Origin of the sequence: Rhodopirellula bahusiensis (assembly GCF_002727185.1) — a bacterium.
Lineage (GTDB): Bacteria > Planctomycetota > Planctomycetia > Pirellulales > Pirellulaceae > Rhodopirellula > Rhodopirellula bahusiensis.
The window spans coordinates 54,819-73,809 of record NZ_NIZW01000024.1; the positions used below are offsets into that span (position 1 = coordinate 54,819).

Sequence of the window (18,991 nt, forward strand, 5' to 3'; positions counted from 1 at the left end):
CATTGTAGGCCAGATCAGTCACTGGCGTTCGTAGGCCAGGTTCCACCTGGCGATCGTTCTTCACCGACAGATCCCGCTCTCGCGAAAGCGTTCGAAAGGACGCCTCGCTTTGTTCCAAAGCATCGGCGTGGTTGCCATGTGCAACATGGCCTACGAGGCGAAGCGTCGTAGCCGGATTCGCCAAAATTTGGACGCTCTCTCGCTCAATCGGTGGCGTTTTTTTCGAGTCGTTCTTCAATGATGCTGACCAATTGCTTGGGACTGAAGGGTTTGCTGACCAGCGACACCAATCCGGGGCGATCGACAATTCGGTCGGGATCGATTTCGAATCCTTTGGCCGTGCACAGGACAATCACCGAGATCGGTGCTTTTTCGACCACGCGGCCGATCAGTTCCACTCCACTGAGTACCGGCATTTCATGATCGGTCACCAGCACGTCGAAGTTTTCGGCTGACTGAATCGCGTCCCAGGCGAGTTGACCGTTGGCGACCGCGGTCACTTCCATTCCCGCCCGGTCGAGAGTGAATTGCAGCAAATGACGCAGAACGGGGTCATCTTCCGCGATCAAAACCCGCTTTTTCGGTGCAGCATTCATGTTTTTTTACGATCAATCATGGGGACGTGCCGGTCTTGCTTGTCTTGACGTTAAGTTCCGGCGATTTCTATACTTCGGGCTCACGGAATCGAATCCCTTCACCCCTGCGAACGTATGAACAGCGAGCGACGTCACCAGCTGAACGAGAATGAACTTGCCGGAGCCCTCGACAAGTTCAATCACTCGATCGAGCCCTACTCCAAGCCAATCGCCTTGGGTGTCGCAGCGTTCTTCGTTGCCGTGTTGGGGTACGGTTTTTATTCCAGCACCAAATCGGACAATCGAAGCGACGCCACGTTGCAATTGATTGACGCATCCATCACCGGCGACACCGAGAGTCTAGCGACCATCGCCGCTCAATACCCGGACACTTCCGCTGCGGCTTGGGCGCGTCTGTACCAAGGTGGTCAGCAAATGGGAATCGGATTCTCAACGTTGTACACGAGTCGCGACGAAGCCGAAACATTGCTCGATGACGCGGTGGAGGCTTACAACCAAGCGATGGAGTTGAGCAACGATGCGATGATTCAATCGCGAGCTCACTACGGATTGGCGCAGATTGCGGAAGCACGCGGCAATGTGGAAGACGCCGTCCAAGAATACGAAGCCGCCATGGCTGTCGGTGAATCGACCGCCATGGTCAACGAAGCCAAGGCTCGAGTCGCCGCCTTGTCGTCGTCGCAAGCCCAGGACTTCTTGGCCTGGTTCCAAGAGCAAGACTTCTCGCCAGCCGAGCCTAGCTTGCCACCATCGCTGCCGGGTGCTGGTGAACTTCCAGACCTTCCAGACTTGGATCTGCCGCCATTGGATTTGCCTTTGGAAGACATGCCTGAAACAGACGAAGCTGAAACCGCAGAAGCCGACGCGTCGGAAGCTGGTGAGTCGGAAGCGGCAACCGAAGAACCAGAGATGACCGAAGAGCCAGCTGAAACGGAAGCTCCGGCGGAAGAAGCCGCTCCTGAGGAAACTACGGCAGAGGAAGCTGAGGCTGAAGAGCCCGCTTCGGAAGAAGCCGCTGAACCCGCCGAAGAAATGAAGGAAGACGCGGCGACTGAGGAAGCAGCCACCGAAGAAGCGGTCACCGAGAAGGCAGCCGAAGTGGAAGAAACACCCGCAGCCGATGAACCTGCCGCATCCGACGAGTGATGCGAGAATTCGTCGTTCCTGAATCCGCCAGTGGGTTTCGAATCGATCTGTTCTTGACCCAGTCCTGCGACGGCTACAGCCGTTCGCAAATTCGGGACGCGGTCCAGAACGAGGGTGCGGAAGTCGATGGGCGGATCATTCGTCCGAGCTACAAAGTCAAAGCCGGGCAGACCGTCCGGTTTCGCGTTCCGCCGCCTGCATCCGACGACACGGTTCCTGAGAACATCCCCTTGGATATTCTCTATGAAGACGATGGATTGGTCGTTATCAACAAACCAGCGGGAATGGTTGTTCACCCCGCACGCGGAAACTGGACCGGCACGCTGACCAGCGCGCTCGCGTTTCGATTTCAATCGCTGTCGGACGTCGGCGGACCCACGCGCCCCGGCATCGTGCATCGCCTCGACCGAGACACGAGCGGCGTCATCGTCGTCGCGAAGAACAATGCGGTGCACCTGAACCTCGCTGCTCAGTGGCACGATCGTTTGGTGCAAAAGGAATACACCGCGATCACGTTCGGCCGGCTCGACCGAGACCGCGATTGGATCCACGCTTCGATCGGACGCCATCCGTACCAGCGCGACAAGCAGGCGATTCGCGAAGGTCATGCGACCAGCAAATCCGCGTCCACGTTTTATGAAGTCGTTGAGCGTCACGGTCGTGTGACTCGAGTCGACGTGCGTCCCAAGACAGGTCGAACGCATCAAATCCGAGTCCACTTGGCTCACATCGGATGCCCGATTTTATGCGATCGGTTGTATGGCGGTCATTCCGAACTTTCGCGTTCTCAAATAAGGCGACTGGCCGGCACGGAAGTCGCAACGCCCGGTGTGAAGCCGACGGCTGAAGGGCAAGAGATTTTGCTCTCGCGGCAGGCGTTGCATGCGAAAGCGTTGACGTTCACCAACCCACAAACCGGAAAGGAAATGACGCTCACCGCGCCCCTTCCTCCCGATTTGCAAGCCGTTCTTGATCTGTTGTCCTCCGACTCTTCTCTCTGATACCTCGTGGAATCTCGTCGCCATGGCTGAGCTCTTTTCGATCTCCGGTTTGTTCACTCTTGGGATGCTGGTGCTGCTTCAAGCGGTGTTGGGTTTCGACAACCTGCTTTACATCTCCATCGAAAGCAAACGAGTAGCGGAAGATCAGCAGTCCAAGGTTCGGAAGCTCGGCATCGGAGTGGCCGTGGTCTTGCGAATCGTGCTGTTGTTCGTTGTCGTGCGATTAATCGCTTTGTTGGAGGAGCCTTTCGTTGAATTCCACAACGGATATATCGACGGTGCCATCTCGGGGCACAGCTTGATCGTTCTATTCGGTGGTGCGTTCATCCTGTGGACGGCGCTGAAAGAGATTTATCACCTGCTCGCCGAACCGGAGCTTGGGCACTCGGAAGAAACCGCGACGGCCAGTGTCGGCAAGACGATTGGCCTGATTGTGATGATGAACTTGGTCTTCTCGTTCGACTCGATCCTCAGTGCGATGGCACTCACCAAGAGCTTCGCAATCATGGCAACCGCGATTGTGATCAGCGGTGCGATGATGATCTTCTTGGCCGACCGGGTCGCGGATTTCTTGAAGAAGAACCGCATGTACGAAGTGCTTGGATTGTTTGTGCTATTCATCGTCGGCGTGATGTTGGTCAGCGAAGGTGGTCACTTGGCTCACCTTGCGTTGTTCGGTCACGAGGTGCACGCGATGGCCAAGAGCACGTTCTACTTTGTGCTCGCGATTTTGATTGTCGTTGACATCGTTCAGGCCAAGTACCAAAAGACATTGTTGGCTCGTCAGGATGCAGCCACAGGCCATTTGACGAAGAAAGCCGAAGCCTAGGAAGGATCGCATGTCCGCTTCCCCGCACCGGCGACCGGCACCCAAGCGGCGTCCTGTCACTGACTTGGAACCCGGCAAAGCTCCGCCGCCCAAGTTGCCCAAGATGGCAGCGAAACAAGCCAAGCAGGTTCCGGTGGCAAAGACGCCAACCGTTTCGGACGGGGCGCCACCGGGGCGGCCGACCGTTGCGCCCGGTGTGGTCCCACCTCGCGATCGAGACACCTTGTTCGCGCTCGCGGAGTTTCTGCAAACGCGGCGGCCCGATCCAAAGCGAATCTCAGTGGTTCAGCAAGAGATTCACGCGGAGGTGTTGGGGCTGAGTCGGACGATCGATCGACCGAATTTCAAACGAGTTGGTCGAGACGACTTGGTACGTTTGATTCACTTGCTCGATGAGTCGCTGTTCGAAGGCCGGGTCTTGCCCGTCGCAAAAGCGGAGGGGCTCGAGTTTTCCTTCTCTTCGCGGATGACCAGCGCCGCGGGCAAGCTCGTCACGCATTATCCCGGCGGCAATCGCAACGGACCGCGGCGGTTCGAGATGATCCTTTCGTCGACGTTGTTGTTTCAAACTTTTGAAGACGTTGACCGGCCTGTCACCGTGACCGGACGTAAGTGCCGCGACCGACTGGAAGCGATGCAGCGGGTCGCCGAGCATGAGATGACGCACTTGATCGAGATGCTGATTTGGAACGCGGGCAACTGCAACCAAAAACGTTTCCAATCAATTGCCCGCAGCTTCTTTGGGCACACCGATTACCAGCACGATTTGATCACTCAGCGCGAACGGGCCGCGACCAAGTTCAATATCCGCGTTGGCGATCAAGTCGCGTTCCGCGACGGAACGCGGCGAGTGGTCGGGCGGGTCAATCGCATCACTCGTCGTGCGACGGTGTTGGTCAATGATCCCAAAGGCGAGTTGTTCAGCAACGGCGAACGCTATGTCCGGTATTATGTGCCTCTGGAAAAGCTGAGTCTCGTTTCATCGAAGTAGAGGTCCTTGATGCCGTCCGTTCTTGCTGTCGCTGCGCACCCTGATGACATCGAATTTTTGTACGCGGGAACGATGCTGTTGCTTCGCCAACGCGGTTGGGATTTGCACTACATGAACGTCGCCGATGGGTCTCGCGGCAGCACCACGATGGGTCCCGAAGAGTGTGCCGCAACTCGACTGAAGGAAGCCAAGCGAGCCGCTGAATTGCTTGGTGCAACGTTCCATCCGCCGATTTGTGCCGACATGGAAGTTGCCTACACAACCGAAAATGTTCAGAAGGTTGCGGCGGTGGTGCGTCAATCCAAGGCTTCGATCGTGTTGGCGCATTCACCGGTCGACTACATGGAAGATCACGAAAACGCGTGTCGATTGGCGGTCAGCGCCGCGTTCGCTCACGGGATGCCGAACCTCGAAAGCATTCCGCCGATGCCCGTCTATATGGATCCGGTCACGGTTTATCACGCTCAGCCCGTTGGATGCCGTCAGCCGACTGGCGAACTGGTGACGCCTCATTTCTACATCGACAATGAAGCGGTTGTCGAGCAGAAAGCCGACGCGCTCGCGTGTCACGCCAGCCAAAAGCAGTGGCTCGATGAGAGTCAAGGAATGGACAGCTACATCGAAGCGATGCGAAATCTCTCACGCATGGTCGGGCAGATGAGCGGCCGATATGAACACGCCGAAGGCTGGCGTCGCCGCGAGCACTGGGGCTTCTGCGGGGCCGACGATGATCCGTTGCGAGAAGCATTGGCCGATCAAATCACCGAAGGAACCAAGAACCTCTAAACCTGTAGCTCGGTGGTCCCCCACCGAGTCGAGTGCGCTTGTTCAGGTGGACGAATTGCAAAGTGCAAATTGCAATCGCCCGTAGGCCATGTCTCACATGGCATCTCAGCCGATGCTTTGGAACAAAGCGAGTCGTCCATTGTCCCGTCTTCGCGAGGACAGCATCCACCGGCGAAGAGGCATCGCCAGGTGGAACCTGGCCTACGACTCAATCCCGAGTCGCTTTTGCAGTGTCTTCAAATCGGTGCTCATCGCTTCCAAATGCTTTGGCACGAGCGCTGGATCACGGTGGTCGAGGTACTCTTCGTGCAAAGAAATCGGACACTTCAAGTCGCTGGCTTGGACGGCGTCGAAGAACTTCTGGCTGACCAGGCCATCGCCGAGCGGCACATTCGCAACCCGTCCGTCGATCCATTTAAAATCTTTGACGTACAGCATCCGAACGCGGGGCTGGATCATTCGCCAGGTCACCGGCCAGCTCATGCCGCCTTCGACCTGGGCGTGGCGAATGTCGTAGACCACGCCGAGGTTGTCAGGCGAGACGTCGGTGAGGACTCGATCCAAGTCCCACAGCGACGCGCCAAGATAGTTCTCGCCCGCATGGTTTTGGTACAGGGCCTGAACACCGATCTTCCCGCAGTAGTCCGCGAGACTTCCGAACTGTTGCTTCCATTGTTCGAGCTGATGTGCGATCGGTTGCTTGCGGTCGTACTTGCCGTATCGCATGCGGAATCGGGAGATGCCCAGATCGGCTGCTGTTTGCAGAACGGTCGCTCGGTGCGGATCATCCATCCCGCCGATGTCTGTCGTGATCAGCGTGATCTCGAGACCATGCTTCCGCATCGCTTGCTGCATTTCCGGCAGTTTCTCGGCTGCTTCTGCGGGAGACACGTTGCCGCCCTTTCGCACGGTGGCTTCCACTCCATCGAAGCCCGCTTCGGCAAGCGACGATGCCATCTCGTCGAAAGACATCGAATTCAATGGCTTGGTGAAGACGCAGATCGGCCATCGGCTTTTGGTTTCGGCGGCATGCAAGCCTTGGGCAGGCAGCGATGCGAGCGAAGCAGCGGCGAGTGTGCCAGCGAGAAAGTCACGGCGGTTGGGCATGATGGATTCCGTGTCGACGGTGGGATGTGGGGGCGGGAGGCGATGCTCCTGGAGCGCGCAGAGGCGAGGAAGAGCTGAGCCAGTTTAACCGAACCCTTCCACGCAGTTGTCGAGAAAGGCATCCTCGCAAGATTCGCCGAGGGCGAAGCAGGTACGCAAGTGTCTTCGGAGATTCAAGCCGTTTGGCGTTAGCCAATGTTTTCTCGCACAACCCGGGCCAATGCCCAAACGGCTCACGGGATCAACCCAATCATTCCTGCTTAGATGCCGAGCGAATCTCTAGCTGGCGAAGGCGGAGTCGAGGCCGCGAGTTTGGGACAAGAACTCTTTGATCGATGGCAATCGATCGTCGACATTGGGTTCGATCATTCGCATGATGACTCGAGCAACCTTGGGATGGATGTCCTCGCGACGTTCCAAGATCGGCGTGGCGGTCTCGGTGTCGTGTTGCAGAGCGGCTCGACCGCTGACGATCTCGCCTTGCCATGGGTGTTTGAATGTCAGCAGACAGTAAAACGTCACGCCAAGTGAAAACACATCCACACGTTGATCGGTCGCGCGCCGGCGAACGATCTCGGGGCACATATAAAGCGGCGTTCCTGTTCGATTGCCGGGTGCCATGAACGGCGGTGTCGCCGGAACGGTCAATCCAAAGTCAATCAACCGCACGCCCGAGACGGTCTCCTCGCCTTCTTCCGGAGGCGTGCAAATGAAGTTGCGCGGACAGACGTCGCGGTGGATGAAGCCTTGTTCGTGCACGTACGCCAGTGACTCCGCCATCTCGCGCATCAGCAGCATCTCTTTGCCGTCGATGACTTCTCGTTTCTTACGAACGATCACATCTTGGATGCCAACGCCGGCGATGTATTCCATCACCAAGATGCGTTGGTTCTTCGCGGTGATGCCGTGTTCGAAGGTTTTCACGATCAGTGGATGCTTCATCTGCATCGCGATTTCGCCTTCGGAAGGTTTGTTCAAACCTTTGAAGCGACTTTCGAACAGTTCGTACTTTTCTGGATCGAGGATTTTGACCCCGACGTTCTCCTTGCGTTCCAGGTCGTAAGCAACGAAGAAGTTGCTCATCGTTCCCGTCGCGGCTGTTCGTGATCGCTCGAATCGTTGTTCGACATCGATTCTCTTCAGCGAACCGCCGCCTTTCGAGAACGCGCCCATGATCGAGTCGAGCAAGCCCATCAGTTACTTCCCGCAATAGTCGATGGCGGTCGCGATTTCCGTCTTCAGGGATTTGCGATGAACGATGCGATCGATGTATCCATGTTCCAGCAAAAACTCACTGGTTTGGAATCCCTCGGGGAGTTCGATGCCGATGGTCGCCTTGATTGTTCGAGGCCCAGCAAATCCGATCAGGGCCTTGGGTTCAGCAAAGACCAAGTCGCCGAGGGATGCGAAGCTGGCAGCGACACCGCCCATCGTTGGGTTCGTCAGAACGCTGATGAACAAACCGCCCGCCGCGTGATAACGCGAGAGAGCAGCGGAGACCTTGGCCATTTGCATCAGCGACAGGATGCCCTCGTGCATTCGAGCACCACCACCGGAAGCGCTGATGATGATCAACGCCAGGTTTTGTTCGGTGGCACGCTCGATCAATCGCGTCAGGCGTTCGCCAACGACGGATCCCATGCTGCCCATGATGAAGGCGCTGTCGGTCACCGCGAAAGCGACTCGGCGAGCGCGGATCATGCCGGTGCCGGTCAAAACAGCATCGGTCAGGCCGGTGCGTTTCTGTTCGCCGACCAATCGTTCGGCATAGGGGCGACGATCGCGGAACTCCAACGGGTCGGTCGGCCGAAGATGTTCGTTCATCGGTTCGAACGTGCCGTCATCGAGCACCTGAGCCACGCGTTCCCACGCACTCACGTAGAAGTGGTGGTCGCACTGCGGGCAAACGTTCAGACGCTGCTGAACTTCTTTGTAGAACAGCGAAGCGCCACACGAATCGCACTTCCGCCACACGCCCTCAGGCACACCTCGTTTCCGATTGCCGGCCGTGTTTGGCGCGGGTCGGTTGGGGGTGTTGGAGGATGGTGTGGCGTCGGTTGCGGTCGACGTTGATGAAGGGGACGCTTGCCCGTTTTTTTCCACTGCGGGGTTTTCCACTGCGGTTTCCATTTCCACTTTCAGAATCAGTCCAAGAGCATGTCGTCCACGGTCATTCCACCGGGGATCATTGGCAACACGTGTTCTTGGTAGGGCACTTCGACGTCCAGCAAGAAAGGACCATCGTGGTCAATCATTTCTTGCAACGCACCTTCGAGGTCCGCTTTCTTTTTGACCGTGGCGGCACCGCATCCGTAGCCCTTTGCGATTTGCACAAAGTTCGGGTAGCGGTCGCTGGCGTATTCGAAGCGATCCGCGGTGCTCTTGCCCTTGGCTTCTTCGTGATCGATCGGCCCAAGGTAAGTGTGAGCGCGGTTGCGGTCCATGAACCGGTCTTCCCACTGAACCACCATTCCCAAGTGTTGGTTGTTCAACAGAAGAACCTTTACAGGCAGTTTTTCGCAGAAGCACGTGGCGAGTTCTTGGATGTTCATCTGGAAGCTGCCGTCGCCATCGATGTCGATGACCAATGCATCCGGATGAGCCGCTTGCACGCCCATGGCGGCCGGCAAACCAAAGCCCATCGTTCCGAGTCCGGAGCTGCTCATCCAAGTCCGAGGCTGGCGGAACTTGAAGAACTGAGCCGCCCACATTTGGTGTTGGCCCACACCGACACTGACGTAAGTTTCGCGGTCGGCGGTGATTTTGCTGAGCGTCGCGATTGCGTGCTGTTGCAAAATTCCGTCGAACGAGTTGTCGTACTTCAACGGGTACTTGGCTTTCAAATCAGTGCAGGTCTTCTGCCACGATTCGATTTCCGGTGCCTGAACGATTTTGTTCAGTTGGCCCAACACATCCTTCACGTCGCCGCGAACTGGGATGTGAGCTTGTTTGTTCTTGTTCAGTTCCGACGAGTCGATGTCGACGTGGATGATCTTCGCGTCTTTTGCGAACGCTTCCACTTTGCCGGTCACGCGGTCATCGAAACGCACGCCCAATGCGATCAGCAAATCACAATCGCGAACGGCGTAGTTGGCGTAAGCGGCACCGTGCATGCCCAACCAATCCAACGAACGAGGGTCATCGGGCGAAACGGAGCCCAGTCCCATGATGGTTGTGACCGTTGGAATGCCCGTTGTCTTGATCAGCTCGCGAAGTTCTTCGCTGGCTTCACCCGAGATGATTCCGCCACCGGCGTAGATCACGGGGCGACGAGCCAGCTTGATGGCAGCGGCCATCTGCTTGATCGTTTCGCTGGCGACCTTGGCTGGTTCGGGGCTGTAGCCCGGCAGATCCATTTCAGGATCCATGTCGATGGGGAAATCGCCCAATTGAACGTCTTTGGGCATGTCAACCAGAACAGGACCGGGACGGCCGCTGGTGGCAATGTGGAAGGCTTCCTTCATGACGCGAGGCAAATCGGCCAAGTCGGTCACGAGATAGTGGTGTTTTGTAATGCCGCGACAGATTTCAACCATCGGGGTTTCTTGGAACGCGTCGGTTCCGATCGATCCCGTGGGCACTTGGCCGGTGATGCATAGCATTGGAATGCTGTCGAGTTTCGCGTCAGCGATCGCGGTCACCAAGTTGGTGGCGCCGGGGCCGCTGGTGGCCATTACCACACCGATTTTGCCGGTGCTGCGTGAGTAACCCTGTGCGGCGAAGGCACCGCCTTGCTCGTGGCGGGGCAAAATCGTGCGAATCGAATCCCCGTACCGGGTCAGGGCTTGGTGCATCGGCATGCTGCATCCGCCAGGGTAGGCGAACAAGACTTCGACGCCGTGATCGACCAACGATTTGACGAGTACATCGGCTCCATTCATCGGTTGCTGATCGCCTTTCGCGGCGCTGGCGTTGGAAGAGCTCGAAGCGGTACTCATCGGTGGTGGTCTACTGGGGACAGAGTGGGATTCGAAAAGAGTCGAAATGGACCTTGCTCCGATCGTGAAAAACTTCCGAAGCTAGGACCCTCCAACGTAAATTCCTCAGCCCTGACTGGCAATGGTGAAAACGCGGAACTGACCCCAATGACCTTTGTTTCAGACCTTTTCGCGATCGCCCTTGGCGGCTCCATTGGGGCCGTTGTTCGCTACGTGATCGCATTAGCGGTCGTTTCGGCTCCGTTAAGCGGATGGCTGACGTTGCACGGCTGTGTCGGCACGACGCTTGCAAACTTGCTGGGCTGTTTCGCCTTGGGAGGACTATTCCAATTCTCCCAAGCCCTGGTGGCCTCCGAATGGGGCGCGACGGGCTGGGCAGCGTCATTGGCACACCCGCGAATGCTGCTGGCCGTGCGAATTGGCTTTTTGGGTAGTTTGACTACGTTCAGCACGCTGATCGGCGAAACCGCCGTGTTTGCATCGCAAGGCCGAATTCTGGCCAGTTCCCTGTTGCTGGGGATCAATGTCATCGCCGGTTGGTGCCTCTTTTGGGCCGCTGCGGCGGTCGTTCGGAATTGGACTTCATGATCGCTTCTGTCGTTTCTCTTCCCGCCGGAAATTGGGCCCTGCGGTTGTTGCCGCTGCTGGCCGCTTTGTTGGCTGGATGGATGTCCACTCCCGCCAGCGGGCAAACCATGCCCGGTTTCTACCGAGCGTTCGGCAACACCGGTACGACTCGCAGTCGTCACGTGGCCTCAACTTCGGAAAAATTCGATCTGCCGGCGACCTATGTGTCCGCATCGCAGTTCGCCGACGACGCGTCGCTGCATGCGGTTTCCGTTTCACCGGATGGAATGATTCTGGTCGCGGTCGGTGACTGGGGCGTGATCGTCCGCAGTGAAGACGCGGGGAAAACGTGGCGCAACTTTGCATCCGGAGTCGACGCGGCTCTGTGCGATGTTCGCTTTTTGAACGAGACCCGCGTGGTCGCGGTCGGCGGCGGCTACGAACCTGTCACCGGATTGAGTCGCGGTGTTGCCCTCGCCAGCGACGATGCGGGCCGAACTTGGCACCGAGTGGATTCGTTGGAAACGACCAAACTGCATCGGATGGCGATTCGAAACGGTTTTGATGCTGAGCCGTTGCCTGCCGGATCGATCGAGGCGGTCGGTGACGACGCAGAGGCTTCCAGGGGAAATCGTTTTCACTCGTTCGATGGCGGACTGACTTGGTTGGAGGACTCGGCGCAGTCGACCGAGTCGCGAACCAAGTTACGGGATTGGTTGAGGCAAGATGTCTTGGTTCAAGCCAGCGAGTCGGCTCGGCAAACCAAAGGCGAAGGATGGCGCGTCCGTGTGGGATCGCATGGGCTGATTGAACGTTCCACCGACGATGGCCAAACGTGGAACCCGGTGCGCGGTGCCGGACGAGGTGCCGCGATCGTTTTCGTGGTTGCATCGGAGCAGTCAGTGCCGTGGGCATTGATCGGCCGCGAAGCTTTGGAAATGAATCGACGTGTTGTCGTGGTGATGGATTCGGCCGAGCCCGCCGATTCAGACACGGTTCGCAAGCTCGGTCGACTTCGGCACGCGGCGATGCGACTGGGCGTTGGCAAGACCGAATGGTGCAGCAGCCAAACATCGCAGCGACAACCTTCTGCCGATCTGCTGCTTGAGCACCAACCCGCGGTCGTTGTGTTGGACTCGACCTTGCCAGCATCGACGCGGGACGCTTGGGTGAGTGCGACACTGGACGATTCCAATTTTCCGCTGACTGCTTCCTCGATACGCAAACAACCTCGGCGTGTTTACACCAGCGAGTTGCAATCCGATGCTGCCGGCAATTCGTCCCGCAGCGTTGCTCTTCGAAGCGAAGCGTTGTTGTCGGGCCGAGCTGTGTTGGCGGGTGACTTGGCGTTGGACGCGATGATGGTGGTGACTCCCGCAATGGCATTGCCTGACAGCGTGGTTGTGTCGCCAGTTCCGGGGACGTCGACCGAGCTTCGGCGAGATTTGTCTCTCACCGGTGGATTGGTTTTGGCATCGGGGCAACAAGTCGGATCCGGGGCAACCGACAGTGCTTCGCGAAGACGATTGCAAATCGCAACGGCGAGAATGAGCCAGCTTTCACGACTCAACGACTTGCTTCGTGATCCGGGGCTTCGACCAAAAGAACTCATCGACAATCTAGAAATCTTGCTGCCTCGCACCGCGTCGGAAGATCGGACTCGGTTGCTGTATTGGTTGTGGACGCAAACGCGGGCCGCGGCTCAGCACGCCAGTTCGACAAAGAATGTGATGCACGCGGAATCGTTGGTCGCTTGCGAAAACATTCTGCTGAGAACAATCGTTGATGCCGCGCCGGTGGATTCGGCTCGACGTTGGGCGGACTGCCTGTTGCAAGCTCGTCAAGAAAGCTTTGAGCGTTCCTTGGTTTCGATGTCACAGAGCCAACCCGAATGGCTGGCGTCCAATTCCAACGGTTCGCGGACACGTTGGAGCGGAAGTGGATCCTTCAGCCATGAAGCAGTCAGCAATGCGGCTGGTGAATCTTCGGTGGCTGACCAGCAAAGCTCGGTTCAGCCGGGTGCCCATTGGCAAGCTCAATCGTTGTCACCGTTTGCTGTGAAGCCGGTTGCGTACGAGTCGTCCGTGAAGTCATCCTCGTCGCTGGGTTCCGGGGCGGCGGCGGGAGGGCTCGATGGTTCTTTGCCGAAATTATCGCCGATGAGCCAGCGAACCAATTGGGAATACCATCCCGTCGTGATGGCGGCTCGTCGCATATCGGGTGTCGGCGAAGCAGAGTTGGATGATGATTCGACCTCCGCATCAGCCTCACCCAAACGAAAGCTGACCGCACTGCCGAACGTGGAGTCTCGACCGAGATTGGATTGCGAGCTCGATGATGCTTGCTGGAGCGATCTGCGTTGGCAACGCACCGATGATCTCATGTTCGCTTGTGTCAGCGACAATGAATACTTGTACGTCGCGGTTGTCGATTCCGGGACGCCGTCTGGTTCGCACGCAGGTGATACTCGTCCAAAAGCGTTGGAGTTATGGATCGACGGCGACGGTGACTTGATGTCATCGTTCCGTTTCTGGTGTGACTCGCGAGGGAACCGGGGGGCAACCGTCGATGGTTCGGCTCGTTGGCAACCAAACTGGTATGCGGCACTGAGTGGATGGGGTCAGACCGAATCGAGCGAAGACGGAGCGGCAGGGCAGACGCCCAGTCGTGGTCCTCGAGTGCTTGCCGAGATCGCGATCCCGCTCACAGAGATTTTGCCGCGTCCCGAGTCTTGGTCTCGGTTCGCTGACCAATTCGCTGACCAATTCGCGGTCCGCGTGCGTTCCTCGCCGTCCGTGGTTTCGGACTCAGGGCGATCCACCAGCGACAAATGGACCAACGGTGATATCGGACGGCTGGCCTCTGATTTTCAAGCGATGCCCGATCCGCAACACTGGCGGTTCTATCCCATGCCTCGCAAGTGATCTGTCGTCGTGAGTCGCGGCTTGGGAACGCCCCGGTTTTCTGAGTTCAGTTTTGTCCGACACTGCTCCCGATACTGATCCGTCCGCCGATCCCATTCGGTCGTACACGCGGCCGCCCGAGGAACCCTTGTTCGCTCGTGTCCGGACATGGACCGATGTCATGCCTTGGCTGCGGTTGGTCAATGTGGCGAGGCTGGCTGGAGCGCCAATTTGGTTGCTGTTGGTTGCGATCGTGGACGTGGTTTGGCGGTTTGGATTGGCTCGGATCGCAACTCACCATCAATCGCCGATTGAAGCGACCGAAGGTTGGCGAACGACCGCGTCTTTGGGTGATTTGGTTGCCGTGGGACCTTGGAGTCTGCTCGATCCACTTCGATCGCCGGATGGTTCGTTTCTGAGGGAACCGTTTTGGGAAGCAACGCTTTGGACGATTGTCTTGTGGACTCCCGTCGCGATGGTTCTTTTGCGGCTGGGAATCTTGCTCACCGCAGGTCGTGATTTGCCTGGGTTTGTCGAGACTTGGAAAATCATTGGCAAACGATTGAAGTCAGCGATCGTCATCAGTGTCTTGCCCGCTGTCTGTGCATTGCCGCTGCTGCTTTTCTTGTGGTTCGCAGATGGAATCGCGACCGCCGAGCGTGCCTTCAGTGAGTGGTCGTATGTTTTCGCACCGCTGGCCATCGCGGCTGGCTTGGTGGTCGGGTTGTTGTTAGCGGGAGCGAAGGCCGCGATCCCGTTTGGATTGGCGGCGTTGGTCAGCCAAGAAAAGGTGGACGCGATGGATTGTCTGAGCCGCGGCTACGAGGTCACGTTTCGTCGCTTGCCGCAACTGGTGTTGTTGGCGGTTCCAGCGTTGGTGCTGCTGATGATTGTTGTCGGTGGCTGGCACTTGGTCGGTTTGACCGCGGTATCCACCATGCGAAATCCGGTCTGGAACGCGTTTGTTTTGCGATTCCCAACGATCGTCGGAATCACTGTCGGTTGGGCGTTGGTTGGTGGTGTGTACTTGTTGCTACGCCAGTCTGCTGGCGGGCAAGAGGTGGAAGACGTTTGGGACGGCCCGAAGGCGAAGTCGTTGAAAATCCCATCGGTCAGACGTGACGCGAAGCGAGAGTAGAACAGTTGTCCCCAGCTGTTTGCGTGTTGGCGTGGAATCGTCGAGCGGCCTGACGCGATCGCGGGTGAAGCTTGACGCAGAGGCGGTGAGTCGCGGGGACGCAGAGGAGTTTGCTGCATGGCCTTACACGTTAAGACCGTGCCGCAACCCTGTAGCTTGCTGAGGCCCTCAGCAAGCCGAGCATGAACCTGCAGCTCAACGGTCTCTGGCCGAGCTGAGTGTTGACTGAAGATGGGGACCACCGTGCGACAGGTTTTTGAATGCGGTGGTTTAGAACATGCCGCCGGTTTGTTGTGGCGTGTTGGGAGCATTCTGGCTGCTGCCGCTTGAGTTTCCGCCTCCCTCAGCGGCCTGAAGGCATGTCCCACAGAAATAGCCCGAATGAAAACTGCCCGAAGACATTGGGTCTTGGAATGGCACGGACTTGGTCGGTACATCCTCGCCAACGGTTCCAGCTCGGAGTGCATCGAAGAGGGCTTCGATTTTCAAGTGAGTTGCGAACGAGGTGGATACCAAGATGCCGGTGCGATTGGATCCGCCGGTAGGCAAGGGGGCCATGGTGCCCACGCCACCGAGCACTTCCCATGACTCTGGATCGACGGAGGTTTGAATCAATTGCATGGCTTGGGAAATCGATTCGGTCAGCCCGGTGGCTTCCAGGTAGTAAACTCGATTGAGAGGTCGATCCTCGGCAGCGGTCACTGTGGTGATCACCCATGCATTGTCTTCGAATTGGAAGGTCAGGTTCTGATCGCGAAGCATTCGATTCATGACGGACCGAAATTTGGTTTCGTTCCCATGAATTCTCATGGGGATGTCGGCTGACAGGCCTTCGCCTTCCAACGAAAAAATATCGAGCTCAATGCGGTAATGGAGTTGCTCTTGGAGAGTCGCGATCGCCTCGTCCAGCGGGATGCTGTCGCTCTCAATCGAGACCGTCTTGTTCAGATCAGACTCCATCTTCTTGGTGGTGTCTGCGGAGATCCCCGCCCAGCGATCGGTGGCGATTCCCGCACGAGCGAGTTTCGTGAAGTCGGCGGTGATCACCAAACCGTCCTGGGTCAGTTGGGCGGCCAAGTTCAGTGGAGCCAGGGCTCGGTTCAGAACGACACGCATCGGGATCTCTGACGCTCGCAGTTGGACGACGGCGGACGACGGATCAACGTTGGCGATTCGCATCGCGGATTGATCGAGCGAGCAAGGGATACCAGATTCCTCTAGGATCAATTGGGGGAGCTCGCTGAGCTTGCGTTCGGTATCGATCTCCACTCGTTGATGAAATTGATGGTGCAGGAACATTGCCCATTCCGCCATTTGCACCTCGTGAGCCGCCAAGTTTCGTGGTGGACCGGTTCGCGGCGCAGTGGAATTTCGCGGTGGAGTGGGATACTGAGCGGTGGAATGCGGTGGGTAGCCGCCGGTCGGATGCGTTGGTCCGGTCGGGTAAGCGTTTTGCTGAGGTTGGAATGGTTCGTTTGGCGAATCGTTGGCCTGGCCCTCGAGATGCCGTGGTCCTTCGAAGCGTGGACCTTGGAACTCGGGTGATTGGGCGTTTGTGAACCCGTTCGCCGAAGTCGCCGCGGCAACCACGACCGCGCTCAGAATCTTCATCTTGGTCCGCTGACTCATCTTTTCCGCCTGAAAAACTGGGGTGCTGGATTGGTCCACGGACGCCAGTATACAGCGGATGTGATCGGGAAATCCCTGCGTTTTGGTGGGCGGTTTCACCCCGGGGCTTTCGTGTTTCGGGGCTCGCCGGTACGCTTTCGTGGTCTGAAATTTTGCTCCTCCAACCTTCTCGCGCGTGCCGATGACTGCCACCACCACTGACAATCAAACCCTCGCCATCGACACCATCCGCTGCCTCAGCATGGATGCCGTTCAAACCGCCAACAGTGGTCACCCCGGCACGCCGATGGCGTTGGCCCCCATCGCGTATCAATTGTTCCAAAACACAATGAATTACGACCCCGCCAAGCCACACTGGCCGGGCCGGGATCGATTTGTGTTGTCATGCGGTCACGCCAGCATGCTGCTCTATAGCACGCTGCACCTGATCGGCGTCCAAGCGACTGACCGGTACGGCAAACCGACCGGTGGTGAATCGATCTCGCTGGAAGACATCAAGAATTTCCGTCAAATCGGCAGCGTTTGTGCCGGGCACCCCGAATTTGCCGAAGCCGCCGGAATCGAAACCACGACCGGGCCTCTCGGTGCCGGCGTCAGCAACAGCGTCGGAATGGCGATGGCCGAAAAGTGGTTGGCCGCCAACTACAACACCGACGACCTGACGCTGTTCAACTACAACACCTACGCCATCTGCAGCGACGGCGACTTGATGGAAGGCATCGCGACCGAAGCTGCCTCTGTCGCCGGTCACTTGAAACTTGACAACCTATGCTGGTTGTACGACGACAACAACATCACCATCGAAGGTGACACCGAGCTTGCCTTCAGCGAAGACATGGGCAAGAAATTCGAAGGCCTCGGATGGAACGTCCTGCACGTCGACGATGCCAACGACATCGATGCTCTTGGCAAAGCGATCGCGAAATTCCAAGCGTGCGGTGACAAGCCCACTTTGATCGTTGTGAAGTCGATCATTGGCTACGGTGCACCCAACAAGCAAAACACGCACGGCGCACACGGTGCACCACTGGGTTGGGACGAAGTTGCCCTGGCCAAGAAGTCCTACGGTTTGCCCGAAGACGAAAAATTCTACGTTCCCGAAGGCGTCAAAGAACACTTCGCCGAAGGCGTTGGCAAACGTGGTGCGACCGCATCGAGCCAGTGGGAAGATGTTTGGACCAAGTACCAAGCAGCAGAACCAGCCAAGGCGGCCGAGCTGACTTCCATGTTCGCTGGCGAATTGCCCGAAGGTTGGGACAAAGACATCCCCGTCTTCGAAGCAGACGCGAAGGGCGACGCGACTCGGAACAGCAGCGGCAAAGTTCTCAACGCGATCGCCAAGAACGTTCCCTTCATGATCGGCGGAAGTGCTGACTTGGCACCGTCGAACAAGTCGGATTTGAAGTTCGAAGGTGCCGGCGAATTCCTGCCTCGCCAGTACAAGGGCCGCAACCTGCACTTCGGGATTCGTGAGCACGCGATGGCCGGAATCGCCAACGGTTTGTGCTTGTCCGGTTTGCGTGGATACGCCGCGACCTTCTTCGTCTTCACCGATTACATGCGTGGTGGAATGCGGTTGTCCAGCATCATGCATCAACCAACCATGTACATCCTGACGCACGATTCAATCGGCGTTGGCGAAGACGGACCAACCCACCAACCGATCGAGCACCTGACCGCTTGTCGTGCGATTCCCGGGTTGAATGTCTTCCGCCCCGGTGATTCCAACGAAGTCGCCGAGTGCTATCGCACTGCGATGGGAATCAACGATCACCCAAGTGCATTCGTTCTGTCGCGTCAAAACATGCCTACCCTGGACCGCAGCAAGTACGCCGCGGCATCGGGATGTGCTCGCGGTGGTTACATCCTCAGCGACTGCGAAGGCACGCCGGACGTGATTCTGATGGGCAGCGGCAGCGAGCTGTACATGGCCGTCGACGCGGCGGAAGTGTTGACCGCTCAAGGCAAAAAGGTTCGCGTGGTCAGCATGCCTTGCATGGACATCTTCGCTCAACAAGACGCCTCGTACATCAACGAAGTCTTGCCAGCCGAAGTCACCAACCGCGTTGCAATCGAAGCCGGTATCCAAATGAGCTGGGATCGCTGGATCGGTTCGCAGGGCAAGTTCGTCGGCATGCACTCGTTCGGTGCCAGTGGCCCATTCGATGCCGTCTACGAGCACTTCGGCATCAACTCCGACGCGGTTGTCAAAGCCGCTCTTTCCTGAGTCTCAACGTTTTCGCCGGTCGCCGATTCGCCCAAATGCGAATCGGTTGACCGCTGCGGAACACGAGTTTGATCTTGTGTCGGCCAACGGCTGACTTCTTCCAACTTTGATCGAGAACGGAAGGCCTTTTTTT

At 57.7% G+C, this 18,991-nt stretch carries 15 protein-coding genes; 9 read left to right on the plus strand and 6 right to left on the minus strand.

Annotated features, from left to right (window positions below):
- Nucleotides 1-203: 203 nt before the first annotated feature.
- Entirely contained in the window at nt 204-596 is a 393-nt protein-coding gene (locus CEE69_RS24820; protein ID WP_099263295.1) for a response regulator, read from the minus strand.
- A 114-nt stretch (nt 597-710) separates the two neighbouring features.
- Between CEE69_RS24820 and CEE69_RS24825 the strand changes: the two genes are divergently transcribed.
- The 5 genes from CEE69_RS24825 to CEE69_RS24845 are packed head-to-tail and all read left to right on the plus strand — an operon-like array spanning nt 711 to nt 5,349.
- Entirely contained in the window at nt 711-1,742 is a 1,032-nt protein-coding gene (locus CEE69_RS24825) for a YfgM family protein (RefSeq protein WP_099263296.1), read from the plus strand.
- Nucleotides 1,742-2,743 carry an RluA family pseudouridine synthase gene (locus CEE69_RS24830; RefSeq protein ID WP_099263297.1) on the plus strand — a complete coding sequence of 334 codons (1,002 nt, stop codon included), beginning with the start codon at nt 1,742-1,744 and terminating at the stop codon, nt 2,741-2,743. The genes CEE69_RS24825 and CEE69_RS24830 overlap by 1 nt, the downstream gene beginning before the upstream one ends.
- A gap of 22 nt (nt 2,744-2,765) precedes the next feature.
- Nucleotides 2,766-3,572, plus strand: a complete 807-nt coding sequence (locus CEE69_RS24835; RefSeq protein ID WP_199169938.1) for a TerC family protein — start codon at nt 2,766-2,768, stop codon at nt 3,570-3,572.
- A 10-nt stretch (nt 3,573-3,582) separates the two neighbouring features.
- Entirely contained in the window at nt 3,583-4,563 is a 981-nt protein-coding gene (locus CEE69_RS24840; protein WP_233215610.1) for a hypothetical protein, read from the plus strand.
- 9 nt (nt 4,564-4,572) lie between these two features.
- The gene (locus CEE69_RS24845) at nt 4,573-5,349 is read left to right on the plus strand and encodes a PIG-L deacetylase family protein (protein WP_099263298.1); all 777 of its coding nucleotides are present in this window, start codon (nt 4,573-4,575) and stop codon (nt 5,347-5,349) included.
- A gap of 201 nt (nt 5,350-5,550) precedes the next feature.
- Here CEE69_RS24845 and CEE69_RS24855 read toward each other — a convergent pair whose 3' ends face one another.
- The 4 genes from CEE69_RS24855 to ilvB all read right to left on the minus strand — a co-directional run bounded on the left by CEE69_RS24855 (nt 5,551) and on the right by ilvB (nt 10,394).
- The gene (locus CEE69_RS24855; protein WP_099263300.1) at nt 5,551-6,456 is read right to left on the minus strand and encodes a sugar phosphate isomerase/epimerase family protein; all 906 of its coding nucleotides are present in this window, start codon (nt 6,454-6,456) and stop codon (nt 5,551-5,553) included.
- Nucleotides 6,457-6,735: 279 nt separating this feature from the next.
- Nucleotides 6,736-7,650 carry a serine/threonine protein kinase gene (locus tag CEE69_RS24860; protein WP_099263301.1) on the minus strand — a complete coding sequence of 305 codons (915 nt, stop codon included), beginning with the start codon at nt 7,648-7,650 and terminating at the stop codon, nt 6,736-6,738.
- Between the two features lie 3 nt (nt 7,651-7,653).
- Nucleotides 7,654-8,592 (minus strand): acetyl-CoA carboxylase, carboxyltransferase subunit beta, encoded by a 939-nt coding sequence (gene accD, locus CEE69_RS24865; RefSeq protein ID WP_099263302.1) that lies wholly within the window; start codon nt 8,590-8,592, stop codon nt 7,654-7,656.
- An 8-nt stretch (nt 8,593-8,600) separates the two neighbouring features.
- Nucleotides 8,601-10,394, minus strand: coding sequence for a biosynthetic-type acetolactate synthase large subunit (ilvB, locus tag CEE69_RS24870; protein WP_099263303.1), 1,794 nt, complete (start codon nt 10,392-10,394; stop codon nt 8,601-8,603).
- 147 nt (nt 10,395-10,541) lie between these two features.
- On the opposite strand from ilvB, the gene CEE69_RS33355 reads away from it, so the two are divergent.
- Genes CEE69_RS33355 through CEE69_RS24885 form a run of 3 tightly spaced genes read left to right on the plus strand, consistent with a single transcriptional unit; the run spans nt 10,542 to nt 15,002 of the window.
- Entirely contained in the window at nt 10,542-10,982 is a 441-nt protein-coding gene (locus CEE69_RS33355; protein ID WP_233215611.1) for a fluoride efflux transporter FluC, read from the plus strand.
- On the plus strand, nt 10,979-13,885 hold the full coding sequence (locus CEE69_RS24880) for a WD40/YVTN/BNR-like repeat-containing protein (protein ID WP_099263337.1): 2,907 nt from the start codon (nt 10,979-10,981) through the stop codon (nt 13,883-13,885). Before CEE69_RS33355 ends, CEE69_RS24880 begins: the two co-directional genes overlap by 4 nt.
- A gap of 52 nt (nt 13,886-13,937) precedes the next feature.
- Complete coding sequence (locus tag CEE69_RS24885; RefSeq protein ID WP_233215612.1) at nt 13,938-15,002, plus strand: hypothetical protein; 1,065 nt, start codon at nt 13,938-13,940, stop codon at nt 15,000-15,002.
- Between the two features lie 270 nt (nt 15,003-15,272).
- Here the strand turns inward: CEE69_RS24885 and CEE69_RS24890 are convergent, their stop codons facing one another.
- Nucleotides 15,273-16,730 (minus strand): hypothetical protein, encoded by a 1,458-nt coding sequence (locus tag CEE69_RS24890; RefSeq protein ID WP_233215613.1) that lies wholly within the window; start codon nt 16,728-16,730, stop codon nt 15,273-15,275.
- Nucleotides 16,731-16,806: 76 nt separating this feature from the next.
- Between CEE69_RS24890 and tkt the strand changes: the two genes are divergently transcribed.
- Nucleotides 16,807-18,858, plus strand: coding sequence for a transketolase (gene tkt / locus CEE69_RS24895; protein ID WP_099263305.1), 2,052 nt, complete (start codon nt 16,807-16,809; stop codon nt 18,856-18,858).
- Nucleotides 18,859-18,991: the final 133 nt, after the last annotated feature.